Annotated in this window: 22 protein-coding genes and 1 tRNA gene; 8 read left to right on the top strand and 15 right to left on the bottom strand. The window is 56.2% G+C overall.

Annotated elements, in window-relative coordinates:
- The first annotated feature begins 25 nt into the window (after window positions 1-25).
- Genes rfbA through HEP89_RS25350 form a run of 3 tightly spaced genes read left to right on the top strand, consistent with a single transcriptional unit; the run spans window position 26 to window position 3,748 of the window.
- Window positions 26-904: a glucose-1-phosphate thymidylyltransferase RfbA gene (rfbA, locus tag HEP89_RS25360; protein ID WP_168693321.1), complete on the top strand. Its 879-nt coding sequence runs from the start codon at window positions 26-28 to the stop codon at window positions 902-904.
- Between the two features lie 25 nt (window positions 905-929).
- A complete protein-coding gene (locus HEP89_RS25355) occupies window positions 930-2,825 on the top strand; it encodes a glycosyltransferase (protein WP_168693320.1) in 1,896 nt (631 codons plus the stop codon).
- 26 nt (window positions 2,826-2,851) lie between these two features.
- A complete protein-coding gene (locus HEP89_RS25350) occupies window positions 2,852-3,748 on the top strand; it encodes a hypothetical protein (protein WP_077290244.1) in 897 nt (298 codons plus the stop codon).
- 30 nt (window positions 3,749-3,778) lie between these two features.
- On the opposite strand, the gene HEP89_RS25345 is transcribed toward HEP89_RS25350, so the two are convergent.
- From HEP89_RS25345 to HEP89_RS25320, 6 genes are all read right to left on the bottom strand, one after another.
- Window positions 3,779-4,966 carry a glycosyltransferase family 4 protein gene (locus tag HEP89_RS25345; protein WP_168693319.1) on the bottom strand — a complete coding sequence of 396 codons (1,188 nt, stop codon included), beginning with the start codon at window positions 4,964-4,966 and terminating at the stop codon, window positions 3,779-3,781.
- Between the two features lie 192 nt (window positions 4,967-5,158).
- Window positions 5,159-5,235 (bottom strand) — tRNA-Pro (locus tag HEP89_RS25340).
- 79 nt (window positions 5,236-5,314) lie between these two features.
- Window positions 5,315-6,583 carry an O-antigen ligase family protein gene (locus HEP89_RS25335; protein WP_077290171.1) on the bottom strand — a complete coding sequence of 423 codons (1,269 nt, stop codon included), beginning with the start codon at window positions 6,581-6,583 and terminating at the stop codon, window positions 5,315-5,317.
- A complete protein-coding gene (locus HEP89_RS25330) occupies window positions 6,580-8,187 on the bottom strand; it encodes an undecaprenyl-phosphate glucose phosphotransferase (RefSeq protein ID WP_168693318.1) in 1,608 nt (535 codons plus the stop codon). Before HEP89_RS25330 ends, HEP89_RS25335 begins: the two co-directional genes overlap by 4 nt.
- Window positions 8,187-9,416, bottom strand: coding sequence for a glycosyltransferase (locus HEP89_RS25325; protein ID WP_228866016.1), 1,230 nt, complete (start codon window positions 9,414-9,416; stop codon window positions 8,187-8,189). The genes HEP89_RS25330 and HEP89_RS25325 overlap by 1 nt, the downstream gene beginning before the upstream one ends.
- 106 nt (window positions 9,417-9,522) lie before the next feature.
- On the bottom strand, window positions 9,523-10,080 hold the full coding sequence (locus tag HEP89_RS25320; RefSeq protein ID WP_023003844.1) for a polysaccharide biosynthesis/export family protein: 558 nt from the start codon (window positions 10,078-10,080) through the stop codon (window positions 9,523-9,525).
- Between the two features lie 197 nt (window positions 10,081-10,277).
- Between HEP89_RS25320 and HEP89_RS25315 the strand changes: the two genes are divergently transcribed.
- Window positions 10,278-12,752, top strand: coding sequence for an exopolysaccharide transport family protein (locus HEP89_RS25315; RefSeq protein ID WP_168693317.1), 2,475 nt, complete (start codon window positions 10,278-10,280; stop codon window positions 12,750-12,752).
- A gap of 33 nt (window positions 12,753-12,785) precedes the next feature.
- On the opposite strand, the gene HEP89_RS25310 is transcribed toward HEP89_RS25315, so the two are convergent.
- A complete protein-coding gene (locus HEP89_RS25310; protein ID WP_168693316.1) occupies window positions 12,786-13,934 on the bottom strand; it encodes a GNAT family N-acetyltransferase in 1,149 nt (382 codons plus the stop codon).
- 226 nt (window positions 13,935-14,160) lie between these two features.
- Here HEP89_RS25310 and HEP89_RS25305 point away from each other — a divergent pair, with 226 nt between their 5' ends.
- Complete coding sequence (locus HEP89_RS25305; RefSeq protein WP_208992144.1) at window positions 14,161-15,255, top strand: polysaccharide deacetylase family protein; 1,095 nt, start codon at window positions 14,161-14,163, stop codon at window positions 15,253-15,255.
- On the opposite strand, the gene HEP89_RS25300 is transcribed toward HEP89_RS25305, so the two are convergent.
- Entirely contained in the window at window positions 15,215-15,430 is a 216-nt protein-coding gene (locus HEP89_RS25300) for a DUF2842 domain-containing protein (RefSeq protein WP_023003848.1), read from the bottom strand. The two genes, HEP89_RS25305 and HEP89_RS25300, sit on opposite strands and share 41 nt — an antisense overlap.
- A gap of 150 nt (window positions 15,431-15,580) precedes the next feature.
- Between HEP89_RS25300 and HEP89_RS25295 the strand changes: the two genes are divergently transcribed.
- Complete coding sequence (locus tag HEP89_RS25295; protein WP_075281493.1) at window positions 15,581-16,675, top strand: COX15/CtaA family protein; 1,095 nt, start codon at window positions 15,581-15,583, stop codon at window positions 16,673-16,675.
- Between the two features lie 177 nt (window positions 16,676-16,852).
- On the opposite strand, the gene HEP89_RS25290 is transcribed toward HEP89_RS25295, so the two are convergent.
- The 4 genes from HEP89_RS25290 to HEP89_RS25280 form a co-directional block, all read right to left on the bottom strand.
- The gene (locus tag HEP89_RS25290) at window positions 16,853-18,133 is read right to left on the bottom strand and encodes an O-acetylhomoserine aminocarboxypropyltransferase (RefSeq protein ID WP_023003850.1); all 1,281 of its coding nucleotides are present in this window, start codon (window positions 18,131-18,133) and stop codon (window positions 16,853-16,855) included.
- A 159-nt stretch (window positions 18,134-18,292) separates the two neighbouring features.
- The gene (locus HEP89_RS29935) at window positions 18,293-18,418 is read right to left on the bottom strand and encodes a hypothetical protein (RefSeq protein WP_267480501.1); all 126 of its coding nucleotides are present in this window, start codon (window positions 18,416-18,418) and stop codon (window positions 18,293-18,295) included.
- A 398-nt stretch (window positions 18,419-18,816) separates the two neighbouring features.
- Window positions 18,817-19,002, bottom strand: coding sequence for a hypothetical protein (locus tag HEP89_RS25285; RefSeq protein WP_023003853.1), 186 nt, complete (start codon window positions 19,000-19,002; stop codon window positions 18,817-18,819).
- A gap of 104 nt (window positions 19,003-19,106) precedes the next feature.
- Window positions 19,107-19,637, bottom strand: coding sequence for a CoA-binding protein (locus HEP89_RS25280; RefSeq protein WP_055653510.1), 531 nt, complete (start codon window positions 19,635-19,637; stop codon window positions 19,107-19,109).
- Between the two features lie 183 nt (window positions 19,638-19,820).
- Here HEP89_RS25280 and HEP89_RS25275 point away from each other — a divergent pair, with 183 nt between their 5' ends.
- A complete protein-coding gene (locus HEP89_RS25275; RefSeq protein ID WP_168693315.1) occupies window positions 19,821-20,693 on the top strand; it encodes an AraC family transcriptional regulator in 873 nt (290 codons plus the stop codon).
- A gap of 42 nt (window positions 20,694-20,735) precedes the next feature.
- On the opposite strand, the gene HEP89_RS25270 is transcribed toward HEP89_RS25275, so the two are convergent.
- A complete protein-coding gene (locus HEP89_RS25270) occupies window positions 20,736-21,170 on the bottom strand; it encodes a DUF3052 family protein (RefSeq protein ID WP_168693314.1) in 435 nt (144 codons plus the stop codon).
- A gap of 35 nt (window positions 21,171-21,205) precedes the next feature.
- Window positions 21,206-22,027, bottom strand: coding sequence for an enoyl-CoA hydratase (locus HEP89_RS25265; protein ID WP_152506998.1), 822 nt, complete (start codon window positions 22,025-22,027; stop codon window positions 21,206-21,208).
- A 111-nt stretch (window positions 22,028-22,138) separates the two neighbouring features.
- Here HEP89_RS25265 and HEP89_RS25260 point away from each other — a divergent pair, with 111 nt between their 5' ends.
- Window positions 22,139-23,011 (top strand): DUF1194 domain-containing protein, encoded by an 873-nt coding sequence (locus HEP89_RS25260; RefSeq protein ID WP_228148047.1) that lies wholly within the window; start codon window positions 22,139-22,141, stop codon window positions 23,009-23,011.
- 54 nt (window positions 23,012-23,065) lie between these two features.
- On the opposite strand, the gene HEP89_RS25255 is transcribed toward HEP89_RS25260, so the two are convergent.
- A complete protein-coding gene (locus HEP89_RS25255) occupies window positions 23,066-25,102 on the bottom strand; it encodes an ASKHA domain-containing protein (RefSeq protein ID WP_168693313.1) in 2,037 nt (678 codons plus the stop codon).
- Window positions 25,103-25,289: the final 187 nt, after the last annotated feature.

The following is a 25,289-nucleotide window of genomic DNA, read 5'->3' as shown; positions in this document are numbered from 1 at the left end:
AAGCAATTGGAATTGGAGTTGGACAATGAAAGGCATCGTGCTGGCGGGCGGAAGCGGAACGCGTCTCTTCCCGGTAACAAGGTGTATTTCCAAGCAATTGCTGCCTGTCTACGACAAGCCGATGATCTACTATCCGTTGAGTGTTCTGATGCTTGCCGGGATAAGAGATCTCCTGATCATCACAACACCACGCGATGCCATGGCTTTTCAGAGCCTTCTGGAAGACGGCGCGCGATGGGGCATCAATATCAGCTATGCAGTTCAACCTGAACCGGCCGGCATCGCGCAGGCGTTCCTGATCGGAGAGGAGTTCCTTGCTGGACAGGAATGTGCGCTGATCCTGGGAGACAACCTTTATTACGGACATGGTCTGACGGAAATTCTTGCGAGAGCTTCAGCGCGCAAGTCCGGAGCGACCCTGCTCGGATACGAGGTGGCGGAGCCGGAACGATATGGCGTCATCTCGTTCGACGCGTCGGGGAAGCCCGCTTCAGTGGAAGAAAAGCCGAAATCGCCGCGGTCTTCCTGGGCGGTGACAGGGCTTTACTTCTACGACAAGGACGTCGCCGCTATCGCCTCGGATATCCGTCCGAGTGCGCGCGGTGAACTTGAAATCACGGATGTGAACGCCCGGTATCTTGAGCGCGGAGACCTGCATGTTGAACAGCTGGGGCGGGGATTTGCCTGGTTCGACATGGGGACACACGACAGTCTCATAGAATCCGCGACCTTCGTGCAGGCCATCGAGAAAAGACAGGGCCACCGCATCGCCGTTCCGGAAGAAATTGCGTTCAAGAACGGTTGGATTACTGTGAATGATCTGGAACGGCTGAGTGAAGAATATTCCAGCAGTGGATATGGGAAATACTTGGGAAAAATAGTCTCTGGGCACTCTAACGCATAAATTAATATTTCCGTGCGGAGGAAAATTGAAAAACTTGTCTAATAACAATCTATTTGATTTACAAGCTAATAAATTCTGTCGAAGGCTATACGAAGCTTTTCTCTCGCCACGAATATTTGTAGCTGCTTGCTGGTGGTACGTCGTTGGTAAAAGGCAGCGTTCCCGAAACCGATTCCGACTGGTTTTCAGCGCTACAAGTATTCAAGGCAAGAATCTTCGTGTCGGACCACATATCTGCTTTGCACAAGCAAACCCGTCTATATCAGAACGAGAAGAGATGCTGCAGGAAGTTGCCGGTTGGCATAGTCCTCCAGTAATCTCAATTGCAATGCCGGTCTATAATACAGATCTGGCTCAGCTGCGAGATGCCATCCAATCCGTGAAGAAGCAGATATATCCGCATTGGGAGTTGTGCATTGCTGACGACTGCTCAACGGATCCAGCCGTTCAAGAGGCTCTCAAGGAATTTGAAGAAAGTGATGGGCGCATCAAGGTCGTTTACCGGAGCGAAAACGGACATATCTGCAGAGCTTCAAACTCTGCCATAGATATTGCGACCGGTCCTTACATTGCGTTTATGGACCACGATGACCTGCTACCAGTTCATGCCCTTTATTATGTTGCCAGAGAAATTCGGCAATATCCTGAGGCAGATTTCATCTACTCGGATGAAGATAAAATTCGGAAGGAGGGCTGGCTTACCGATCCACACTTCAAGCCGGACTGGAATCTGGAACTTTTTCTAACCCAGAACTACATCAATCACCTCAGCGTATACAGGGCTTCAATCGTCAGGGATGTCGGAGGGTTTCGACCAGGTTTCGAGGGAAGTCAGGATCATGATCTAGCACTCCGGGTGGTTGCTCGGATTGACGAGAAAAATATTCGTCATATTCCGAAAATTCTCTACCATTGGCGATGCTTCTCCGGTTCGGGATCTTTTTCCGATCGCTGGATCCAGCAAGCCATAGAAGCGCGTCAGCGCGCCGTGCGTGAATACTTTAAGGACAATTACCCGGACGCGCCGGTATCGGTAACGAATGGCCCTTCAGCGTGCAACAGGATCGTTAGGGAGCTCCCAAGCCCTGTTCCGCACGTAACCATCATTATTCCAACCCGTGACTGCACAGAATTTGTAAAGGCCTGTGTCTTCAGTCTGTTTGATAAAACAGACTATCCAAGTTTTGACGTTATCATCGTGGACAATGACAGTGTGGAAGTGGAGTTAAAAGAATATCTGGCTGAAATAACAGAAAAACACCCTGTAACTGTATTGCCATATTCTGGTGAATTTAATTATTCAGCCATGAATAATTTTGCCGTTGAGCATGCTTCAGGTTCAGTTGTTGTGCTCTTGAACAATGACACTCAAGTTATTTCTTCTGAATGGCTTCGGGAGATGGTGTCCTATGCGGTACTGCCTCATATCGGGGCTGTTGGGGCGAAACTCCTATATGCCAACGGTTTGGTTCAACATGCTGGTGTGATCGTGGGTGTGGGAGGTATCGCAAATCACGCTTTTCAATTTTATCAAGGCGGCGATATCGGCTACCAGCACAGGTTACAACTTCCACAATATTTTCTCGCAGTTACTGCCGCTTGCATGGTAGTTGAAAAGGATAAATACCTAAAATGTGGAGGTCTGGACGATAAAGATCTAAAGGTTGCGTATAACGACGTTGATTTTTGCTTAAGGCTATCAAGAGATTTTGGGTTAAAGAATGTATACACTCCATATGCCCAATTATTTCATCATGAGTCTGTCTCGCGTGGCCAAGATACTTCACCGGAGAAAATAGCAAGGTTCGAGCATGAGTCGATGACCATGAGGCAGCGCTGGGGTGATATCATGCAACGGGACCCTTATTATAATGAAAACTTCTCGCATCATAATGCGTATTTTCAGTATAAATATGAATAATTACATAGTTCTTCTGGAGGGTGTTTGTGAGAGGTGAAGAGAGCAATCTAAAGAATGACGGGTTTACTGTTTTAAATGGTTCTCAGTCACACTCGGATGAGTACGCAACGCTAATCTGCGTTGGTGTGGCCCGCAGTGGCACTTCTCTTATTGGAGCTGTTTTGCGACAGTTCGGCATTTTTCTTGGTGAGAAAGCAGATCCGGCTGTTTTTGAAGACACTGTATTGTCAAATGCTTTGGAAGCTGGCGACTGGGTTCGTTTCGATCAAATTATTGAGAACTACAATAAAGAGCACAAGGTATGGGGGTTCAAGCGGCCCGAAGCGTTTGGTCTGCTTGCGCAGAAGTTGAACAAATTCAGGAACCCTCGCCTGATTGTAATACTGAGAGATCCTGCATCGATTGCAAAACGCAACGAAATCTCCATGCATACCGACTTTCTGGAGCAACTGAAAAGAGCGGCTGAACGGACGTTGGATCTCGTACACTTCGTCGAGTCAATCGAAGTGCCGATACTTGTAATTAGCTATGAAAAAGCTCTATCGGACCCTGATTGTCTTGTAGAGAAACTTGCCAAGTTTTGTGGAATTAAACTCGATGAAGGTTTAAGGACTGAGGCGCTTGCTGTAATTGAAAACGGGCCAGAGCTTTATTTGCAGAGTTCTCGGGTCCGGTACGAAGGTCAATTTTTCGGAGTTATTGACGGGGTAGCTCAAGGTTGGGCCCGAAGGCTTCCTGGTGATTTTGCATGTTCGATCGAGATTCGCTCTGGAGGCGAGATAATCGGGGCAGGGACATCCAGCCATTTCAAGGTAGATCTTCCCGAAGAAATTAGGGCGAGAGCGTTCTCCATTCCGTTGGAAAAATTGGGCGACGGTACAGAGATCGAGGCTCGAATATCAGGGACTACTGTAAAACTATAGTGGAAAGGATCGCGAATTAATCACTTTGTTTCATGTCGATACCAAAGCGGTATCCTCACTTAAGGAAGTTCTCGTTGAATTATCCAAACACGCCGACCAGAAGGCTTTCTGTTCTCTTCCGGCAATTTCATTGCGCTCATGAACGGGTGTGAGCGATCCGACGAGGTCTTGAAAGTTCCGTTCAATCGATAGCGACAGCAGGTTGTCCACCCAGGTTCGAACGCTGTTTTTCCAGACCAGGCCCACGCGGTTGACACGAACGAAGTCAGCATAGGCCCAGCTGTCGCTGTACACACCAACGCCTCCACAAACAGCATGTTCTGCCAGCTTGTTCGCGGATCGGGCATCGTTGAAGCTCGAAGGTATTACCGGGTAGAGAAGAACGTCAAACCTGTGTTTGAAAAGGCGCTTGCGATAGAAATACCAGTCGAGGTGCCTCAAAACCCGTAGCTTGGGGTGCGTTGATAGCTGCGGCGGTACATCGTGATCTCCAACGATTGTCAGTTCGACATTTGCGCCTGTCGCCAACAGGTTTTCAAATACCTCAAGGACGAATTTTCGATCGGCGGCGTGGCTGGCAGTTCCTAGGTAGCCGATCCTGAGCGGTGCATCTGCCGGCAGGTCTTGAAAACACCAGTCCGTCGAAAGTGCTTCTGACCAAAACGGATCGAGCATTTTGACCTGAAATCCTTGTTGCTCGTAGACCTCGAACAAGGCAGGCGAAGGGACAACAATCGTGTCGGCTGCAGTTGCCAGCTTGTTGTGCTGTCCATTGCGAAGGCTCAGCAAACGTTGCCGGTAAATTTCAGGCAGTGACACATCGTGGTCGGCTGCCCATAAATTGTCATCGATCACGTAATAGAGCCGTTTTGTCTTTTCATTCAAAAGACGCTCGATGACGCCCGGATGATCACGACGGCAGACGACAACGGCATCACGGGTGGAAAACGAATTGACACCTTCGCGCTGCAAGCTCCGCTCGCGGTTGGAATTCAGAAAATAGATGTCTGTCGTTGGAATGGTTTTGAACGAAGAACACAGATTACGCGCGAGGACGCTGTAGCAATAGTAAAAATCATCAGACGACTTTCTCGAAAATTTTGTCGCTATTCTCATCAAAAAAATACTCGGAATATTCGAATACGCATTGGTAGCTATGATTACTCGGAATACAGCATAATCAGGTGCCAGTTCCGTGCCGTGGCCGCAAGCTGCCATACGTTGTCACGGTAGGTAAGTTTACGCATAGCGTGCATCCGACGGCAAGCAACTGCGGGAAGCGAAAACGGCAGACTGTGATACTTCTGGGTGAAACGTTGGAATGCTGAACGGCAAACGCAATGCGGCGCTGGATGGAGTTCCAGCCGCATACTCGTTCAAAATCTGCAAAATATTTGGGGAAGTTTGTGTTGGTCGGGCAGGCCGGATTTGAACCGACGACCCCTTCACCCCCAGTGAAGTGCGCTACCAGGCTGCGCTACTGCCCGAACGGACCCTACCTAGCTTGTTCGCATGCCAAGCGCAAGCAGGTTGTTGCGCTTCTTTGGAGGCTTTTCCAGACATCTGTTACTTGCGGTAGGGGAAGGCGGGAACCGGTCGTGCAGGGCAGCCATGCCCGAGCTTTTCAGCGGCAATCAGGCCCCAGGCCAGACCGTACAGCATATACATGTGCCGCCAGTGGTCGGTGTCGATGATCACCGACAGGATAAGATGCGCGGTAAACACCGCGAAGACGGATTGGGTAAAGGCGGTCCACGGGCGGGCTTTGAACAGGAGCGGCACCAGCGCGCAGAACGTCCATAGCGCCATCAGAATGTAGATCGAGCCGCCGAGCCAGCCGTAGGTCGTGTAGCCTTTCAGATAAACGTTGTGTTCGTCTTCAGGGAAATACTTGTTGAACTCCAGCGGGCCGAGCCCGAGCGGGTGTTCCATCACCAGCTGAAAGCCGAGCGAGTAGCGGGCGAAACGGCCAAGGCGGGCGCCGTCGTAGGCTTGTACGAGCTTTGCCCGTTCTGCGAACATGTCGGCGACCGTATCGACCGAAAGTGCCGCGCCGATCAGCGCGAAGACCGCAAGAATGCCGATTACGCCGAGCAGCACCAGGCGCGCCCGGCGGGCAGCGGCCTTTTCGGTGACGAGCGCCAGGAAATAGACCAGCAGCACCGATGCAGACAGCACACCCCAGGCGCCACGTGAAAAACTCAGGAAGACACCGAGCAGCAGGATGGCAAGCGGTACCAATAGGTGCAGGTTACGCAGCACCGATTGCCGGAGCAGCTTCTGGATCAGAAGCACCGTCGGCAGCACAAGGAACGGACCGAACACGTTGGGGTCCTGGAAAGTGCCACGAGCTCGATCGTAGAGCGTGAAATAGGACGCGCCGGGGAAAAGCTGAAAGTAACCGGCAACGCCTATGGCAGCCACAAGCACGGCGCTTGCGATATAGCCGCTCTGGATGACCCTGAACCTGCCGGGGTCTTCCGCGATAATCGCAGCATAGAAGATTGCAGTGATTGCCAGAAAGCCGGAAACGGCGATGTACATGATGGCATCGCCCATCTCCTTGGCCATGGGAATGGAAGCGACGCCGCCTGCAATGTAAAGCATCAGGCAGATGATCAGCGGACCGAATTCACGGCGAAGTTTCAGGCCGCAGGCAAGCCAGACGACCGAAAGCAGTGCCATGTAGAGTTCGTAAGGTGCAGGCTCCTCGATAACGAACCCGGACAGAAAGGCTGCAAGCCACAGTGCGCCGTTGCCCAGGCTCCTGGCCTGAAGACCGATAGGCGCGCGTGCATGAGGCGTGCCGCCAAAATGGTCGGTCGCAAGGCTCAATAGGCGTTCTCCGTATTGAGCAACCGGAAGGGCGTCTGGATCAGGATTTTCAGGTCGAACAGGATCGACCAGTTCTCGATGTAGTAGACATCGCACTCCACGCGCTTCTGGATCTTTTCCGGTGTATCGACTTCACCGCGCCAGCCGTTGATCTGCGCATAGCCGGTCACGCCCGGCTTGACCTTGTGCCGCGCGAAGTAACCGTCAACGACGTCGTCCCAGGTCTTGTTGTTGGTATGGGCGTTTACAGCATGCGGGCGAGGTCCGACGAGCGACAGGCTGCCGCCGAGAACGTTGAAAAGCTGCGGTAATTCATCGATCGAAGTCTTGCGGATGAAGCGTCCGACCCTGGTCACGCGGGGATCGCCCTTGGTCACCACCTTCTTGGCGTCCGGATCGGCCATTTCCGTGTACATGGACCGGAATTTCAGAACTTCGATAATCTCGTTGTTGAAGCCGTAGCGTTTCTGCCTGAACAGGATCGGCCCCTTGCTGTCCAGCTTCACGGCGATGGCAGCGGCGATCATGACCGGCAGCAGCGTGATGATGGCGAGCGAAGCGAAGACAAGGTCGAAGATCCGCTTGGCCACCATGTCCCAATCGGCTATCGGCTTTTCGACCACGTCGACAAATGGGACCGTACCGATGAAGCTCGATCCGCGGTTCCGAAAGCGAACCTTGTCGGTGTGGGCAGAAAACCGGATGTCGACCGGCAGAACCCAGAGTTTTTTCAAAAGCTCCAGCACCCTTTGCTCTGCGCGCAAGGGAATGCACACAATGAGCATGTCGATGCGTGCCAGACGGGCGAATTCAACTAGCGCGCTGATGTTGCCGAGCTTCGGATAGCCGGCCACCACTGGCGGCGAACGTTCGTTGTTCCGGTCATCGAAAATACCGCAAATGCGGATGTCGTTGTCCGGTTGGGCTTCCAGGTCGTGGATCAGCTCCTGGGCGGCCGTGCCGCCGCCGACGATGATCGCGCGCCGTTCCAGGCGACCGGACTTCATCCAGTGACGCACCAGCCGATAAACAATGAAGCGTGACAGGCAAAGGCCGGTCAGGCTTATCGCGAACCAGGCGCCGATCCAGGTATCTGACAGTTCCGTGCCGATGCCTGTTGTAGTCCGCAGAAGCGCGAACATGGCGAACACGAGCGTCCAGCCGGCGGCAACGCGTCCGATCTGCGACAGACCCTGGCGCATGACCGGAACCTGATAGACGTCTGCGGCCTGGAAAAAGGCGAGCGCAAACAGGATGGCGGCGCCAGTGACAAACAGGTTGCCAAGTCCGGAACCAGCCGCTTCGGGACTGGTAAAGACTGCGAACAGGGCCGTACCAGCGATCAGCAGTACATCCGTCAGACGCACCATGCCGGTGAGAACGGTAACGGAAACGCCCTTGCCACCTAAGCCTTGAGCAATTTCAAAGGCATCGGCCGAAAGGCTGGTGTTGGCGGCGGACAGAACCTCGACGTTGCTTTGGCCCGTCGCGCCATGAACGGTATGTCTGAAATGCTTTTCCAATCTGTGCCCCAAAGCGGATGTCCCGCCCGCAACAGGCTTCGGTTCGACCGTATCAGAGGGTTTTAAAAATGGGGTATTCATTATCGGTTGCTCGATCTGGCAAGAACAGTCTGCGCACGCGGCACGGCTGAAACACTATCAGCTTGGGCCGGTGTCGAGCTATCGGTCGGGGCGATGCCCTGGATTTCCTGGTAGAGGGTGGTGATTCTGTCGTTCATGAGGTCGACCGAGAAAGTCTCTGCAAGGCAGCTGCGCAGGTTTTTTGCCTGCTGTGCCATCTTGGCGGGGTCTGCAAGTGCTTCTTCCATGGCCGTGGTCAGTTTGCCGATATGGCCTGGTTCCACCAGCCGATTGGCATAACGGCCAAATATTTCCGGAATGCCGCCGACGCGTGTTGCGATCAGCGGACGTTCTGCCGCCACGGTCTCCAGGATGATATAGGGCATGGCTTCGGCGCGTGATGGAACAACGACGTTCCTGGCAAGCTTGAAGGCTTCCCGAGCGGGAAGGGCACCATGGAACGTGATTGCGCCGTCGAGCCCCAGCTTCCTCACCATGTTACGATACCGCTCTTCGTCCGGGCCTTCACCAACGATGTGAGCCTTGGGCGCGGTGCCGTTCTTCAGGCGAATGTTGTAAAGCGCTTCAATGAAAAGGTCCGGTCCCTTCAGGTCTCGCAGCATTCCGATATAAAGGAAATCGGCGGCTGCTTCATCCACCGGAACGGGGGTGAATTCGTCCGGTGTCAGCCCGTTGTAGACAATGCGCGATCGGGCTTTCGTGTGACCGACCTTGCTTTCGTAGGCTGCGGCTTCGTAGTCGGACACAAAGATCAGCCCGTCGGTCAGGCGGCCAAGAAGCCGTTCCAGCGTGTGGTAAACCCGGCCTTCGAAGCGATTGGGATCATAGTGCAGGCTGCCGCCATGAGGGCAATAGACACGGGCGGCTTTCTGGCCGCGCAGGCGCAGAACGCTGCCGATCAGGCGCGCATAGGCGCCACCTTTTGCCCCGTGTCCATGCAGGATGTCGGGTTTCAGGTCCCGGATGTGCTTGTAAAGGGAAACAGTTGCCGTCAGATCCTGTACGGTAAGCTGACGTTGCATGGGAAAGCGTGCAATACCAAGAGCTAGCCTCGGCTTCAGCTCTTCAAGAAGCCGATTGTCGAAAGCACTGCCCGTGTTGCTGTCACATACGAGGCCGACATCGTGTCCCGCTTCCGACTGGCAGATGGCCAGATCCCGGATATGGCGGAAAATGCCGCCAATGGGCGAGCGCACGCAATGCACGATCCGCATGGGGGTCGTTGTCATGATGCAGTATCCCTGTTGCTACCCCCAGGTTTCTTGTCGAACCTGTGGGGCACTGAAACTGCACCCTAACAAAGGGAGGTGAGTCCACAGTTAACTTGGCGGGACCCTAAAAATAACGCTCACGGACGTAAATTGTATCACCGGGACGCACCGGGTCCGAAATGGGCACACGGCCGTTTAGAATTTCACCGTTGAGCTGTCGGGTGATATCCACATCTGACTGCAGCGCCCGCGAACTGAATCCGCCTGCTGTTGCGATGGCGTTTTGAACGGTCATGCCGGCAACGTAATTATATTGGCCTGCATTTTGCACTTCACCCATCACGAAGATCGGACGATAGGTATCGACCTCCACCGAGACGTCCGGATCGCGGATATAGCCCTGACGCAGCTTGGCCGAAATTTCGGATGCCAGACCTTGCTGGGTCTTGCCGCGCGCAGCGACGCTGCCGACCAGCGGGAAGGAAATATATCCTGCTTGATCAACGACATAAGTATTGGACAGGTCATCCTGGCCGAACACGATAATGCGCAGCTTATCGCTTGAGTCCAGGCGATAAGGCTGGGTCAGTGTTTCGTGAAACGCTGTCGGCGGCTGTCTGTACCCGCTGCATGCAGCAAGGCCCAGGCACAAGCCCAGGACAACAAGCGCTCTCGTTCGCATCAACGACTCTCCTACAATTCGGAGACAGGATCGCGCTTTATGGTTAATTGAGGGTGAAGAGGAAAAAAGACCTGTCCGGCACCCTGTCAAATTTGCGCATGCATTAATTAACAGGGCGTCCCCGGAGACTGTAACCAGCTTAACCGAACGCTTACCATAATTCGACATAGTTTGCCGGTATCTTGGAGTTTCAAAAGATGAATGCTGAGCGGCAGACACATTCCGAAGACGATATGGCGCTGGATCTGGGTGGTCTGTTGCGGACGATCGGTCGATCCCTGGGGTGGCTTGTGCCACTCACGCTCTTCGTCACCGTTGTCGTCTTTCTGGGGCTCCAGTTCGTAGCGCCCAAATACAAGGGCGAAGCGCGCCTCATCATCGAGAGCACGGACAATCTGCCCGGTGCATCGCGAGGGCAGGAAGAAGAGCGAGCGCTGCTCGACAGCGAAGGTGTTGTCAGCCAGGTTCAACTGCTCAAGTCCGCTGATCTGGCGCGTCGTGTCGCGAACAAGCTCAACCTTGCTGCGATCCCGGAATTCGATGCCAACGACGATGGCAGCCTCGTCAATCTCCTGCTGTCTCTGGTCGGGTTCGGAAACGAAACCGAAGGCAATAGCGAGGAAGAGCGGGTCCTCAAGCATTATTACGAGAACCTCGAAATCTATCGGCTGGAAGGATCCCGCGTCATCGCGGTTGACTACACCGCCGAAAGTCCGGTTCTGGCGGCCAAGGTCGCCAATACGATTGTTGATGAGTATCTGTCGGTTCAATCCAGCGCAAAACGGCAGACGACCGAGCAGGCCTCCGCTGCGCTGGAGCCTCAGATTGTCGAATTGCGCCGGGAAGTTCAGGCAGCCCGGCAGGCGGTATCGGATTTTCGCGCCCGGGCCGACCTTTTGATCGGTGCCGACAATATCCCGCTCAACCAGCAGCAACTTGCCGAAACGAGTACCGCTTACTCCGACGCCCAATCCTCCAAGGCCGAGGCGCAGGCCAAAGCCGACCTCATTCGAGAGTTGCTGAATTCGGGCGGTTCTCTTGAGACTGCCAGCGATGTACTGAATTCCGCACTCATTCAGCGTCTGCGGGAGCGTCAGGTCGAAATTCAGTCCAACATTGCCGAACTCTCAATCACACTGTTGCCCAACCACCCGCAACTGAAGGCGCTTCAATCTCAGCTTGGTGATTACGACCGGCAAATCCGATCGGAAGCACGCAAGATCCTGCAGGGTCTGGAAAACGATGCGAAGGTGCAAGACCAGCGCGCAAAAGCGCTAGGGGCACGCCTTGAGGAGCTGAAGACGGCTGCGGCAAAATCCAACGCCGATCAGGCAAGGCTCGCGGAACTGGAGCGCGAAGCCAATGCCAAGGCGGCGCAACTTGACCAGCTTCTTCTCAGTTTCCAGGAAGCTGATTCCCGCTTGCGTGCACAGGTTCTGCCTGCCGATGCCAGGATCATTTCCCGTGCCAGCGTGCCGGTAGAACCGGATTCGCCCAAAATCATTGCCAGCACCATCATTGCTGCGCTTGTCACCTTTATTCTCGGATGTGCCTTTGTGCTCATGCGCGAATTTCTGAACGGCAATGCGCTCTATCGGATGCAGGATGGTTCGTCTGAAGGGCCGCGCGTCGCACCGCGCATGGATGAGCGGCCGCAGTCTGGTCCTCAGGATACCGTGCGGGCTGAAAACCCAGGCTGGGGCGGCGGCTACGGTCAGACCGTTGCCAGCTACAGGATCGATCCTGGCGAGTGGAGCAAAGCCGACACGCTTCGCGACACGGAACCAAGCGTCCCTGAAACAGCCGTTAGCATTGATGAACCTACCGAAGAAACGGTTCCTGAGCAGCCCCCGGAACCCCAACCCCAACCCCAGGCCTCGGAAAAGACACAGCGGCCAAAGGGACGCATCGGGATCCTGTCCGGCAAGCTTCGTGGTCGCAAAATGAAGACCGGCTACGATCACGATGTAAGCCCGGACTGGGTGGGGGACATGCGGGGTTCGAAGGAAGCCGAAACAGAGGTTCCAGGCGCGGAAGTCGCTCCTGTTCCTGTGGTTTCAGCCAGCAAGACAAGCAGGCAAGCAAAGCGGGAAGAGCAGCTCAAGACGACGCACGCGGACGATGTCGAAGCGGCGGGACGCGTTGTAGTGCTCAGCGTCGATGATGAGGCCCTGTCTCACGAACTCGCTTTCGACCTGATCCGGAAGGCGGCTGGACGTGGCAAGTCTTCTCTCATCATGGAAGTTTTTCCCGATCAGACCAACCTGAAGGGGGCCGAAGGGTTCTCCGACATCGTCGCCGGAACGGCGCCTTTCGCCAAGGTGGTCTATCGCGATGCCGGGTCAAAGGCGCATATCATTGAGGCCGGCCGGGTTGAGATCACGGACGAAATGGTGAACTCGGAACGTTTCAAGCTCGCTCTTGAAGCAATCAAGTCGACCTATGAAACCGTGGTTGTCGATCTTGGCGCCATCGATGGGTCGCTGGCGAGTGCCCGTATGTTGAGTTTCGCGGACAAGGTATTGATTGCAGCATCGGCGCCAGACCACGGCCACGAACTGCAAAGTGCGGCCAATCTTCTGGCACATAACACAGGCGCGAAGGTCGAAGTCGTGATTTCTGGTGGAACCGGACCGGGGCCGCGCAGAAACGGTGACGGGCACGCCGCCTGAGGAAGATGTTGGCGACAGTTGGTCGCCAACTGTCTAACTGTTGCCGGAAAAACCAGCTTTCATCTTGCGCAAATGCCGGATCAGCGGCCACAGGACCGATGAATTGCGGACGTGGGTTTTGGCTTTTAGCCTAGCGGCTTCCAGACGCATGCGGAGAGCCCCTTTCCAGGTCATCGCCAAAAGGCTGTCCTTCAAAGGCACTGGTTCCGCCCACGTGGTCTTGTAGCGTTCCTCGCCAAGGCCGAGGTCCAATGTGTCGATGGTCGGATCACCGCACGCCCGTTCGATGATTTCCTTGATCAGGACCAGCCCTGGACTGTTGGGCAGCATGTCGTCATGAGCAACGCTGTTGCTGTAGGCATAAAGCGTCTTGCCATGCTGGGCGCACAGATAGGTGGCCCTGATCCGGTCTCCCGCTTCCAGGTACCAGAGATCCAGGGGATGAGCGCCGTGATCTTGCGCGCTGCCCGTTGCATCCAGTCCAACCACGCTGGACAGGAACGTCTTCGCTGGGGGCGCCGAAAAAACATTCGGAATGCCCGCTTCCCTTGCCCTGACCGAACGTTGTTCAAGAAAGGCATCGAAGCCACGTTGTCTGTCGACAGGGGAGGTGGCTTTGGCAATCGTGTAATTCCCGGCTGCCTGAAGATGTCGTTCCTTGCGAAGCAGGTTCTTGCGTGAGGACTTGCTGTGTGTGTCGTTGAACAACTGTCCGAAATCGGAGGGCAGAGCGCGGGCGAAAACAGGACTTGGGCTTGATGTCGCTCCTTTGAATACCAGCGGATGGTCTCGCCCTAGCCAGGTCTCCGGAACGTTTTCAAGCTTGAGGAGATCAGCACCGACCTGTTTGCAGACGGCAGACAGGTGGCTTTTCATCTCGTCTGCCGTGGCACCTCGGTAAAAATCGGCGTGCCAAAGGCCCGTATTCTGGTTGCCGTTCTGGTGGCCGAGAAACGTCAGCGCAGAGATTCCAGCAGACCGTTCAAGTTGCAGTGGCAGCAGAAAAACCGCCTGACCGCGACACCGTCCGACAACGATCACCGGCGTGCAATTCAGGCTCTGGCCGACTGTCTCGAACCAGCTGCAAAGCCAGCCAGGAGACTGGTATGGATTACTGTGCAGCACATCCTTTAGTTGTTGCCAGTCAGCCTGTGCTTCGCTAAGCCTCGTGAATATAGACAATTCAAGGTCTGTTGAGGACACAGTGCTCACCTCGCACCAGGGCGCGTGAAAGACAGGCTGAAACGGTTATTGAAAATCGGATAAACCATTTTGAACGAACATGAAGGAAAGACAGGACGTCGCGCTGGCAGATCAAGCTAAGTCTCGATAGATTTAGCAATAATTGTTAAAGAAACCGTGCCTAACTGGCACATTCTAGCAAGGTGGGCATTTCGGCCACATGGGCATGCGGCACAAGACGGTAACACGCGCATTCAGTGTACTTAAGGGAACGGGGCTTGGCCGTATGCTGGCACCGTTTACCCAGGGCTGTGGTGCCGTGTTTATGATGCACCATGTCCGGTCGGCCCGCTCCGATGCTTTCCAGCCGAACCGTCACCTGGAAATCACGCCCGAATTTCTGAAGCTCGCGGTCGAGCGGATTAGGGCAAATGGCTATGAAATCATATCGATGGATGAAGCCGTCGACCTGCTCAAGTCCGGTTACGGGCACCGCCGTTATGCAGTTCTGACCTTCGATGACGGGTACCGGGACAATCTGTCTGTCGCCTACCCGATATTGAAGGAACTGGAAGCTCCTTTCACCGTGTTCGTCACAACCGGGCTGATCGACCGGACCAGCGAACTGTGGTGGCTGGCCCTTGAGAAGATCATCGCAGACAACGATGAAGTGGTCTTCACAGCGGCAGGCAATTCAGCCGGCATCCCGTGCAGAACACTTGCAGAAAAAAACGCGTGTTTCGAAAAGATCGTCGATCATCTGACACTGGAGGTCGGCGAAGGAGATCAGCGAAAGATCATCCGGGCACTTGCTGAAAGATACGGCGTCGACCTGAAAGCCCTGGCGGATGCGCAGATGATGACGTGGGACGAGACCCGCCAACTGGCTGGCGATCCGCTGGTTACCATTGGTGCCCACACCCACGATCATTTTGCCATGGCGCGGTTGAACGCAGATGCCGCCTGTGAAGACGTGACCAGGGGCCTTGAGCGGCTGGAGAAAGAACTCGGCCGCAGGCCGAAGCACTTTGCCTATCCGTATGGAAAATCACACGCGGTTACACCGCGCGATGCGGATATCTTGCGGGAGATCGGTTTTGCCTCGTCTGTGACGACGCTTCCCGGTGTGCTTCAATCCGTGAACGCGCGCGACCCGATGATGCTGCCACGCGTCTCCCTGAACGGACGGTTTCAAGACCCGGCTGTCGTCGACCAGTACCTGACGGGGGCGCCCTTTGCGCTTTACCGGGTTGCCCGGTGGGCTGCCAACGGGTTTGGTGTCAGGTCCGGCTTTTCCCGCCTCTTTCCATCCACCAGATAATCGCGCCTGCCGGGATAACCCAGGCCAGACCTGCGATGCCGAAGTAGATGAAGCGGACCAGGTTCGAGGACTGCTGCAATGTCAGGTCGCCGATCACCATCGCGGTGAGGGCGTAGACCACCACAAAAACAACCAGCAGCACCATGCCGATAAACTTGCGAAACGAGGGAACCATTGTCGGGCGTGTCCGTTGACCGTGTGTGAATCCGCGCGATGAGGGACCTTTTGCCGCAAAACGTCCCGGACCGCTTGCCGTCTTGCTCCTGCACCTATATCTCCGCAAGCCAAAGGTCAAACTCACGATAAGAATTTCCGGAAGCGGCTCATGATTGCGATTGCAGAAGGTGTGAAGAACGAACAGATGCTTCCGGCCAAATTGCAGAGATTGCGACAGAACAGGGCCCTGATCCGATGGTGGCTCTACTTCGTTTGTGCGCTGATCCTGGCCATGGTCGTCGTCGGCGGCGCGACACGTCTGACCGAATCCGGTCTGTCTATCACCGAGTGGAAACCCATCCACGGCGTCATTCCCCCGCTCAGCGAAGCGGAGTGGGAAGAGGAGCTGGAAAAATATCGCCAGATTCCGGAATATCAGCTCATCAACAAAGGCATGAGCCTTGACGAGTTCAAGTTCATCTTCTGGTGGGAATGGGCGCACCGGCTGCTGGGGCGCTTCATTGGTGTTGCGTTTTTTGTTCCCATGGTGGCGTTCTGGGCAACCGGCAGGATAGAGCCCTGGCTGAAGCCGAGATTGCTTGTCGGCCTGGCACTTGGCGGTTTGCAGGGCTTTGTCGGTTGGTGGATGGTGGCATCCGGTCTGGTGGATCGGGTGGATGTCAGTCAGTACCGGCTGGCCACACACCTGACGCTCGCACTTTTCATTTTTGCCTATCTTTTCTGGATTGCCCGGCGGCTGAGCCCCTTGCCCGAACCCGAAATTCAGGAGCAGGAGCGGCTCGCAGGGCTGGGCAAACTGGTTCTTTTCCTTGTCTTTGTTCAGATGTTCCTGGGAGGTCTCGTCGCCGGGTTGAACGCCGGATTGACCTTCAACACATGGCCACTCATGGATGGCCAGTTCATTCCGCGCGGCATGCTTGCCATCCAGCCTATCTGGCTGAATTTCTTTGAAAACGTGATGACGGTTCAATTCCAGCATCGCATGACGGCCTATGTGCTGGTGTTCACCGGTGTGGCGCTGGCCTGGAGTACCTTCCGCGTGAGCCGCCGCAAGGAGCTGCGCCGGGCAGGCGCCCATGTTGGGGGCTTCCTGTTGCTGCAGGCGATCTTCGGTATTCTGACGTTGCTGTGGCACGTGCCGCTGTCCATCGCTCTGGTGCATCAGGGCTTCGCGGTTATCGTCCTGGCGGCTGCGGTTGACTATGTGGCCATGCTGAAAGGGCCTTTCGCCATTCGCAGCTAGGCTCCGGAAATCTCAACTGTTGGGGAAACGGGCAGCCGCGTGGAAGCACTTCGCTCCGAACGCTGCGGCTCTCCGATCCAGAATTTCCGCTGCGCTTACGGCCTCGGGGCCCGATCGAGTGTACAGGCAAAAAAGCCCGCCGATTGGCGGGCTTTTCGTTTGTTCAGCTGGTGCCTCTTAGCCGGAAAGAGCCTGATCGAGATCGGCGATGATGTCATCGACATCTTCCAGGCCGACCGAAATACGCACCACATCCGGGCCCGCACCGGCCGCGGTCTTCTGTTCATCCGAAAGCTGCCGGTGTGTGGTGGACGCGGGATGGATGATCAGACTGCGCGTGTCACCGATGTTGGCCAGGTGTGAGAACAGTTCCACCTTGCTCACCAGGGCGACGCCTGTGTCATAACCGCCCTCAACGCCGAAGGTGAACACGGCACCGGCGCCTTTTGGCATGTACTTCTGTTGCAGGGCGTGGTGCTTGTCTTCCGGCAGGGCTGCGTAGGACACCCATTTGACCTTGTCGTGGGCCGCGAGGTGAAGCGCGACTTTCTTGGCATTGTCCGAGTGACGCTGCATGCGCAGCGGCAGGGTTTCGATGCCGGTCAGGATCATGAAAGCGTTGAAGGGCGAGATGGCCGGTCCGAGGTCGCGCAGACCAAGCACACGGCAGGCAATGGCAAAGGCGAAGTTGCCGAAGGTCTCGTGCAGGACGATACCCTGGTATTCCGGCCGGGGCTGGGACAGCAGCGGATAGTTGCCGCTGGCAGACCAGTCAAAGCTGCCGCCGTCGACGATGATGCCGCCCATGGAATTGCCGTGACCGCCCATGAATTTGGTCAGCGAGTGCAGAACGATATCAGCACCGTGTTCGATCGGCCGGCACAGGTATGGCGTTGCCATGGTGTTATCGACCACCAGCGGCACACCCTTTGCCTTTGCAATTGCCGCAATCGCCTCGATGTCGACAACGATTCCGCCGGGATTGGCCAGGCTCTCGATGAAGATCGCGCGCGTGCGGTCGTCAATCGCCGCTTCGAAGGACGACATGTCCGCAGGGTCGGCCCACTTCACGCCCCAACCGAAGCTCTTGAAGGAGTGGTTCAGCTGGTTGATGGAGCCGCCATAGAGCTTGTTTGCGGCCACGATGTTGTCGCCGGGCTGCATCAAGGTATGGAAGCACAGAAGCTGAGCCGAATGACCGGAAGCTGTCGCAAGTGCGGCGGTACCGCCTTCAAGCGCTGCAACGCGCTCCTCCAGAACAGCCGTCGTCGGATTGGTGATGCGTGTGTAAATGTTGCCGAAGGCCTGCAGCCCGAACAGGGAAGCGGCGTGATCGACATCGTCGAAAACGAACGAGGTCGTCTGGTAAATCGGTGTCGCCCGCGCGCCTGTCGAAGGATCCGGCGCTGCGCCAGCGTGAATCGCGAGAGTGGAAAAACCTGGAATATTTTCGCTCATTAAAAGACCTCCCTGTTGGATTGGCGGCCAGTTTGACCGAAGGAGCAGGGCAGGTCAAAGAACGATTTTGCGGTTTTGTGATCTAAAGGAAATTATGTATGTCAAAGCGTTAGGCAGGATTGGTGGCCTTTGTCTCCTGCCAGGGTGAGGCATGTCTGCCTATTGGTCGGAAGGGTTCTTCCGGTTCTCCAGCTTCACACCGAAATAGACACCAAAAAGCAGTGCCGCCGCCAGCAGTGGCAGGCTCCATGCCAGAAATGTCGTATCTCCGAAGACTGCAAACACAGCGGCCTTCCTCCCGGTTCGAAAACTTGGATGCAAGGCAAAAGGTTAACGATCTCTTATGGAGAAAGTGGAAAGAAATTCATCGGCATTCGGAGCAAATTGAGCGAAAGCTCTTATAAATTGAACTTAAAATTGTCAGCTTTTGTCGGTTGTATCATCTTTCGTGCGCCTGGTTGCGCGCGGGCCGTTTGCAGATGGTTTCTGCAGATGAATCAGTACCGCGATACAGACGACGAACGCGACAGTCGCGAGCGCGAATATCATTAGTATTGCCCCCATGTATCTGTCGTTAAAGGCGCAAATTCGCCTAAACGCAGATCAAAACCCCATCCCTGAAGTCCCGAAGTATAGCAGAAACACGCAGGGGTAGAAGTGGGGGTGTATACATTGATTTCGGTTCAGCCGCCCTTCTGTTCCCGCTCACCGGACTGGGCCTGCTCTCGTGCCCAGGTCTCGTCACGGTGGGCGAAGGGGGATCCGTGTTCGGCCTTGTGCACGAATGCGAACAGCAGCAAGGCAACCAAAGCTGCCATAGCCATGAGAACCCATTCAAATGCGGTAAACAGGGTCGGGTCCTGAGTCATGCTGCCTCACGCTACTGATGGCATCCGGTTGGCTTCCGGACGGCGGTATCTCGACTAACGAGCTATCCGGCGAGCATTGTGCGAAGCTGATGCAATGGGGAAAATTAGCTGTCTTTTTCCCCAGAAAGCCCGCGATGCTGAAACCCTGCTTTCAGAGCAGGGCGCTTGGAGGAAAGCGTGCGCGAGTTGACACCTGCCCATCCGATTTCACCTGACAGCCGACCATACTCTATCTTGGGGCAGCGGTTCATCACCATCTTGATACCGGCAGCTTCGGCTCTTGCTGCTGCTTCGTCGTGGCGCACGGTCAATTGCATCCAGATGACCTTGGGCAACTTGCCGCTGGCAATAACGTCGTCGACGATTACGCCTGCCGCTTCGGAATTGCGAAAGATGTCGATCATGTCGGGAACCGCAGGCAATTCGTCGAGCGAGGAATAGACCTTCTGTCCCAGGATCTCCTTGCCTGCCTGACCGGGATTGATGGGCCAGACCTCGTATCCCTTGGACAAAAGGTATTTCAGCACGAAATAGGACGGCCGGACATTGTTGGCACTCGCGCCGATCATGGCGACGGTTTTCACCTCGTCGAGAATACCCTTGATGTAGGCGTCCGGATAAGTGTCGTGATTCATGGAATGGAGATCCTCAGATTTGTCGCGCTATCCAATGCGAAATGACACCTGCCTGCAAGGGGCCTTCTGCCGCAGACCGGTCCGCCTCGAAGAATTGTGAAACTGCGCAGGGGCGGTCAGGCGCGATAAGCGGCTCACCGGTAAACGGGAGAGGCTAAACAGGCATACGGAAGACGGCGTTTTATGAGTGAGTTGAAAAAGCGGTTCCAAAAGGTGCTGGAAACGATCGACCGGTCGCTGGACGGTCCGCTTGATGTTCCTGCGCTTGCGGGGGTGGCCGCCTATTCGAAGTTTCACTTTCAGCGCCAGTTCTCGGCCTTCTTTGGCCTCGGAGTTGCAGAATACCGGCGGCTCCTGAAGCTGAAACGCGCAGGACAGCAGCTCGCTTTCAGGGTGGAGCTGCCGGTCACTGAGATTGCCTACGATGCGGGCTACGAAAATCTCGAGAGCTTCTCACGTGCGTTCAAACGAGATTTTGGGCAAAGCCCGTCGGCTTTCCGATCAACGCCCGACTGGTCTGTCTGGCACAGAACCTATGACCCATTGCTGAATTTGAAAGGACAGTTCATGTCGGATCAGCACCTTGATGTCTCGGCCGTCCGGATCATCGATTTTCCTGAAACACCCGTCGCCCTGCTTGAGCATCGCGGGTCACCGCAAGAGGTGCCCGCATCCGTCAGACGCTTCATTGCCTGGCGCAAGGCAAATGCAAGCCCTCCCTCCAGAAGCGCGACGTTCAATATACTCTTTGACGATCCCAGAACGGCGCTGCCTGAAGAATACCGGTTCGGCATTTGCTGCGCTGTATCGGGACAGTTCAAAGAGAATGCGGAGGGCGTGGTAGCCGCAACGTTGCCTGCAGGACGCTGCGCCGTAATCAGGCATTCCGGTCCACTCGACTTGGCTGAAGAAACAATCCGCGCCCTTTATCGCGACTGGCTGCCACGAAGTGGCGAGGAGCTGCGGGACTTTCCGCTGTTCGTTCAACGCCTCAGCTTCTTTCCGGATGTTCCGGAGCATGAAGCGCAAACCGATATTTTCCTGCCGCTGAAATGATATGGGACTGCAGTGGTAATACGGTGAGTTGACAGTCGACACTCAGGCCAGCTTTGCCGCCTGTTCTTTCCTGAATTCCTTGCGGATCATCAGTTTCAAACCGGACCAGATGCCGTCAACGGCACAAACCTTTACGTCCACAAGCCCGATCGGCAGGCAAAGCTCGCGGATGGTGTCTTCGGTGACGTCGGTCGGTAGCTTGCTGGCCTTCTTGGGCCAGGAAACCCAGATCATGCCATCCGGGGCCAACAGGACCCGCAAGGTTTCCAGTAGTCCAGTCAGCTCAACCCGTTCGGTGACAAACACATGAGCGCACTCAACACCCGGTTCCGGCGCGGCACGAATGACCGCGCCAGGGGCCTGTGTCTGCAGCAAGGCGGAAATGTCTTCCGGCATCCGGTGACGCCAGCAGATCATTCCCGGTTTCAGCCCCAGTTTTGCGGACAGCGGACGTCCGGAATAACCGGCTTCAGGCATGTCTTATCCTTGTTGCCTCCAAACGGCAGGGCGGATCAGCTGTCCGTCCATTCTGGTTTGCGTTTTTGCAGAAAGGCGTTGATGCCTTCTTCCGCATCCCGGGCCATCATGTTCTCGACCATGGTTTGTGCCGCGAAATCATAGGCTTCCGACAACGGCATTTCCAGCTGACGGTAAAAGGCTTCCTTGCCGATCTTCACGGTCTTGGCAGACTTGGAGGCGATCGATTCCGCGTATTTCTGGACGACCTGCTCCAGGTAGTCACGCGGGACGATGCGGTTGATCAGGCCGAAATCCTTCGCGGTGGATGCGTCGATGCTTTCACCGGTCAGAAGCATCTCCATGGCCTGTTTAGGTGCAACATTGCGCGAGAGTGCAACCATTGGTGTCGAGCAGAAGAGGCCGATATTGACGCCTGGCGTGCAGAAGGTGGCCGTGTCGGTAGCGATGGCAAGGTCGCAGGAGGCAACCAGTTGGCAACCGGCAGCGGTCGCAACACCTGTTACCACGGCGATCACCGGCTTGGGCAGGCGCACAATCTGCTGCATCAGGTCCGAACACTGGCGCATGATCCGCTCGTAGGTGGCTTTCCCGCCGTCCGCTTCACCGCGCGCAGCGGTTAGTTCCTTCAGGTCGTGGCCAGCGCAGAAGACCTTGCCTTCCGCACCGAGCAGGACAACACGCACTGCAGGATCCTCGGCCGCCTTCCGAAGTTCACCGGCTAGAGCGGTCATCATCTCGCTCGAAAGAGCGTTCATCCGCTCCGGCCGCTGCATTACGATCCGGTAAACGCCTTCATGAAGAAGCGTTGCGAGCATCGGTTTCTGGATCTCGTCATTTGCGGCGGTTTCAGACATGGAACGCTCCCTGAAGATTTGCTTTGCCGATGTTATAGCCGACGCGGGCAGGGCGGCGAAAGTGTCCGATCGGCTGGTGGCTGCCGCCGATCACAGATGGTTTATCTGACGATGCGTCAAGTCGCTGGCGGTTCTTTCGGTTTCGGTTATCCTTTCGGCATGTGGAGGCTTTCCGAAGTCCGCTCACTTGCAGGTGCAGTCGCCTTGCTGCTGGCACCTCTCGGTCCCGCGCTTGCGCAGGAACAGGTCGATGTCGCTCTGGTCCTTGCTGTCGATGTCTCCCGCTCCATGTCGCCTGAAGAACTCCAGATCCAGCGCCGCGGATATGCTGCCGCCATCGCCAGCCCGGAAGTGGTGCGGGCGATCGGGTACGGGGCTCACGGCCGGATCGCTCTCATGATGTTCGAATGGGCCAACGAAAGCCATGCGCGCGAAATTGTCGGGTGGTCGGTGATCGAGGGCGTGGAAGATGCCCAGGAGTTCGCCGACAAGGTTCTGGCAGACAGCACCTACGGTCAGCGCCGAACCTCGATTTCCGGCGCAATCTGGCATGCTTCGGCCCTCCTCGCCGATGCACCTTTCAAGGCAGACCGCCGCGTGATCGACATTTCAGGGGATGGTCCCAACAACCAGGGAGCACCTGTGGTTCAGGCACGCGATGCCGCCGTGGAGGCCGGTCTGGTGATCAATGGATTGCCGCTGATGACTACTGGTGGCATGGGCTTCCAGTTCAACATTCCGGACCTGGACGTCTATTATCAGCGCTGCGTCATCGGCGGGCCCGCCAGCTTCGTCATACCGGTGAACGACTGGGAACAGTTTCCCGAAGCCGTTCGTCGCAAGCTGATCCTCGAGATCGGAGGCGTCAAGCCGCCCGAGCCACAAGTCATCCCGGCCCAATTCACCTTCGAAGAGCCATATGACTGCCTCGTGGGAGAAAAGATCTGGCGGCGTATGCGTGAGCAGTATTTCTGGGATCAGTAGCGGCAGTGCAAATCTGCCGCCCGTTCATGCTTGCTAGCCGAAGGAACGACACCGTCAACCCCGGCGGCGTCTCCGCCTGCGCTCTCCGCCGGCTGCATCCGACCCCGCGTCAGCCTCCTTGCGTACCGGCAATTCGACGGCAGCTCGAAGGTGGGGGAATTGATCGACCTTGTTTGGCAAGGCCATTGCATTGACGAAATGCTCCTGGAACTTGGGTTCCAGAGCTGTCTCGATCTTTTCGATATCGCGCACCGTCTGCTCGATTTCGCGCCTGTAGCCGCGGTTGAGCAAAGCCATCCGGGCGCCTGTCCCGGCAGCGTTGCCGACGCCGGAGACACCCTCCAGCGGGCAATCGGGAATAAGGCCAAGGATCATCGCGTACTTTGGGTCGATGTAGCTGCCGAAGGCCCCCGCAAGGCGAATGCGGTCCAGATCATAGGTGCCGAGTTTGTCCTGCAGAAGTTTGACACCGGCATAAAGCGCACCCTTGGCGAGCTGGATCGCGCGAATGTCCGTCTGCAGGATCGATATTTCGACCCCGTCGTCTGCAATCAGATAGGAGAAGGTCCGGCCGGTGGATTTCACGCGCGATGTCCGTTCCGCCATCGAGCCGTCGATAACACCGTCTTCCGTGATGAGGCCCGCCAGATACATCTCGGCAACGGCCTCGATAATGCCGGAGCCGCAAATGCCGGTAACGCCGACAGTGTCGACCTTTTCGGCAAAGCCTTCTTCATCCGACCATTCGTCGACACCAATCACCTTGAAGCGAGGCTCAAGCGTTTCCTTGTCGATGCGGATGCGTTCGATTGCACCTGGTGCCGCGCGCTGGCCGGACGAGATTTCGGCGCCTTCGAACGCAGGGCCGGTCGGAGAGGACGCTGCCAACAGCCGGTTCCGGTTACCCAGCACGATTTCCGCATTGGTACCGACATCGACAAGCAGCGTTATCTCGTCGAGCTTGTAAGGGCTTTCTGCAAGCGTTGCAGCAGCTGCATCGGCACCCACATGGCCGGCGATGCAGGGCAGCATGTAGACACGTGCTCCCGGGTTCAGTTCCAGATCCAGATCGCGCGCGTTCAAAATCATGGCGTCGGAGGCTGCGAGCGCGAAGGGAGCGCCGCCAAGTTCCACCGGATCGATACCGAGGAACAGATGATGCATGACCGGGTTACCGACAAAGGTCGCATCAAGCACATCCGTGCGTTCTGCGCCGACATCGCCGACCAGTTTGCCGATCAGCGCGTTGATGGCATCGCGCACGGCCTTTGTCAGATCCGGCAGCTTGGACGGGTTCATCTGGACATAGGACACCCGCGACATCAGATCCTCGCCAAAGCGGATCTGCGGGTTGGAGGTGCCTGCGGACGAGACTGTGCGCCCGTTCTGAAGATTGCAAAGGTGGGCTGCGATGGTGGTGGAGCCAATGTCGACGGCAAGGCCGTAGACGGCAGGTTTTTCTCCGGGCCAGAGCGCCACGAGTGTCGGCAGCACGCCTCTGTCTTCGTGGATTGCCGCAGTTACCTGCCAATTGCCCTTGCGCAGGATCGTCTGGACCCGTGGCAGCAGCACCGGGTCGATCGTGAGGTCGGCAATGCCGGTCTCGGCAATCAGCGCCTCTCGCAGCCGGTCGATATCGCCGCGCGGCGTTTCCATGTCCGGTTCGGCGATCGAGACGGATACCAGCGAGATCGGGCTGTCGGCTTCGATGTTGCGGGCTTCCGCGCGCTTGCGCACAACCTGACGGTTGGTCTGGGCATCGGTCGGGACATCGATAACCAGATCGCCCAGGATTTTTGCCTGACAGGAAAGGCGCCGGTCGGCGGGCAGTTTGCGCAAGGTCGCGTAGCGGGTTTCCGCTTCGGTGGCACCTTCCAGGTTTTCAGCTGCGCTGGTCAGGTTTTCCTTGGCGAAAGTGCCTTCCGAGATCGAAATTTGGCAGCGCCCGCAAATGCCGCGCCCGCCACATACCGACTCCACATAGACACCGAGCGAGCGGGCAGCGTCGAGCAGGGGCGTGCCGACAGGAAAGGTTCCACGGCGCCCGCTGGGTTGGAAAACGACTTTGGCTTGTTTGACGGTCTCGGTCATGTCTGCGATCTGCCACTACCGGTTTTGAAACACTACGGGGACGAAGCCCACCCTTGACCCTTCACTCACAAGGAGGAGGGAGTTTTTATCTAAACTGCGAAAGCCGGAGCCATCGTGAAAATGACGCGGATCCCGCGATTTGAAACGTGTCCCTCGACACGCAAAACCCCTCCCCAGTAAGGGGAGG

The organism is Labrenzia sp. 5N (genome assembly GCF_012395805.1).
GTDB lineage: Bacteria > Pseudomonadota > Alphaproteobacteria > Rhizobiales > Stappiaceae > Roseibium > Roseibium algicola.
Note: the sequence above shows the minus strand (reverse complement) of the source record. Positions and strands in the feature narration are given on the sequence as shown.

Coding starts and splice junctions, on each gene's coding strand:
- rfbA (WP_168693321.1), top strand. CDS start 26: ATGAAAGGCATCGTGCTGGCGGGCGGAAGCGGAACGCGTCTCTTCCCG.
- HEP89_RS25345 (WP_168693319.1), bottom strand. CDS start 4,966: ATGGCAGCTTGCGGCCACGGCACGGAACTGGCACCTGATTATGCTGTA.
- HEP89_RS25330 (WP_168693318.1), bottom strand. CDS start 8,187: ATGAATACCCCATTTTTAAAACCCTCTGATACGGTCGAACCGAAGCCT.
- HEP89_RS25325 (WP_228866016.1), bottom strand. CDS start 9,416: ATGACAACGACCCCCATGCGGATCGTGCATTGCGTGCGCTCGCCCATT.
- HEP89_RS25320 (WP_023003844.1), bottom strand. CDS start 10,080: ATGCGAACGAGAGCGCTTGTTGTCCTGGGCTTGTGCCTGGGCCTTGCT.
- HEP89_RS25315 (WP_168693317.1), top strand. CDS start 10,278: ATGAATGCTGAGCGGCAGACACATTCCGAAGACGATATGGCGCTGGAT.
- HEP89_RS25305 (WP_208992144.1), top strand. CDS start 14,161: ATGCGGCACAAGACGGTAACACGCGCATTCAGTGTACTTAAGGGAACG.
- HEP89_RS25300 (WP_023003848.1), bottom strand. CDS start 15,430: ATGGTTCCCTCGTTTCGCAAGTTTATCGGCATGGTGCTGCTGGTTGTT.
- HEP89_RS25295 (WP_075281493.1), top strand. CDS start 15,581: ATGATTGCGATTGCAGAAGGTGTGAAGAACGAACAGATGCTTCCGGCC.
- HEP89_RS25290 (WP_023003850.1), bottom strand. CDS start 18,133: ATGAGCGAAAATATTCCAGGTTTTTCCACTCTCGCGATTCACGCTGGC.
- HEP89_RS25285 (WP_023003853.1), bottom strand. CDS start 19,002: ATGACTCAGGACCCGACCCTGTTTACCGCATTTGAATGGGTTCTCATG.
- HEP89_RS25280 (WP_055653510.1), bottom strand. CDS start 19,637: ATGAATCACGACACTTATCCGGACGCCTACATCAAGGGTATTCTCGAC.
- HEP89_RS25275 (WP_168693315.1), top strand. CDS start 19,821: ATGAGTGAGTTGAAAAAGCGGTTCCAAAAGGTGCTGGAAACGATCGAC.
- HEP89_RS25270 (WP_168693314.1), bottom strand. CDS start 21,170: ATGCCTGAAGCCGGTTATTCCGGACGTCCGCTGTCCGCAAAACTGGGG.
- HEP89_RS25265 (WP_152506998.1), bottom strand. CDS start 22,027: ATGTCTGAAACCGCCGCAAATGACGAGATCCAGAAACCGATGCTCGCA.
- HEP89_RS25260 (WP_228148047.1), top strand. CDS start 22,139: ATGCGTCAAGTCGCTGGCGGTTCTTTCGGTTTCGGTTATCCTTTCGGC.
- HEP89_RS25255 (WP_168693313.1), bottom strand. CDS start 25,102: ATGACCGAGACCGTCAAACAAGCCAAAGTCGTTTTCCAACCCAGCGGG.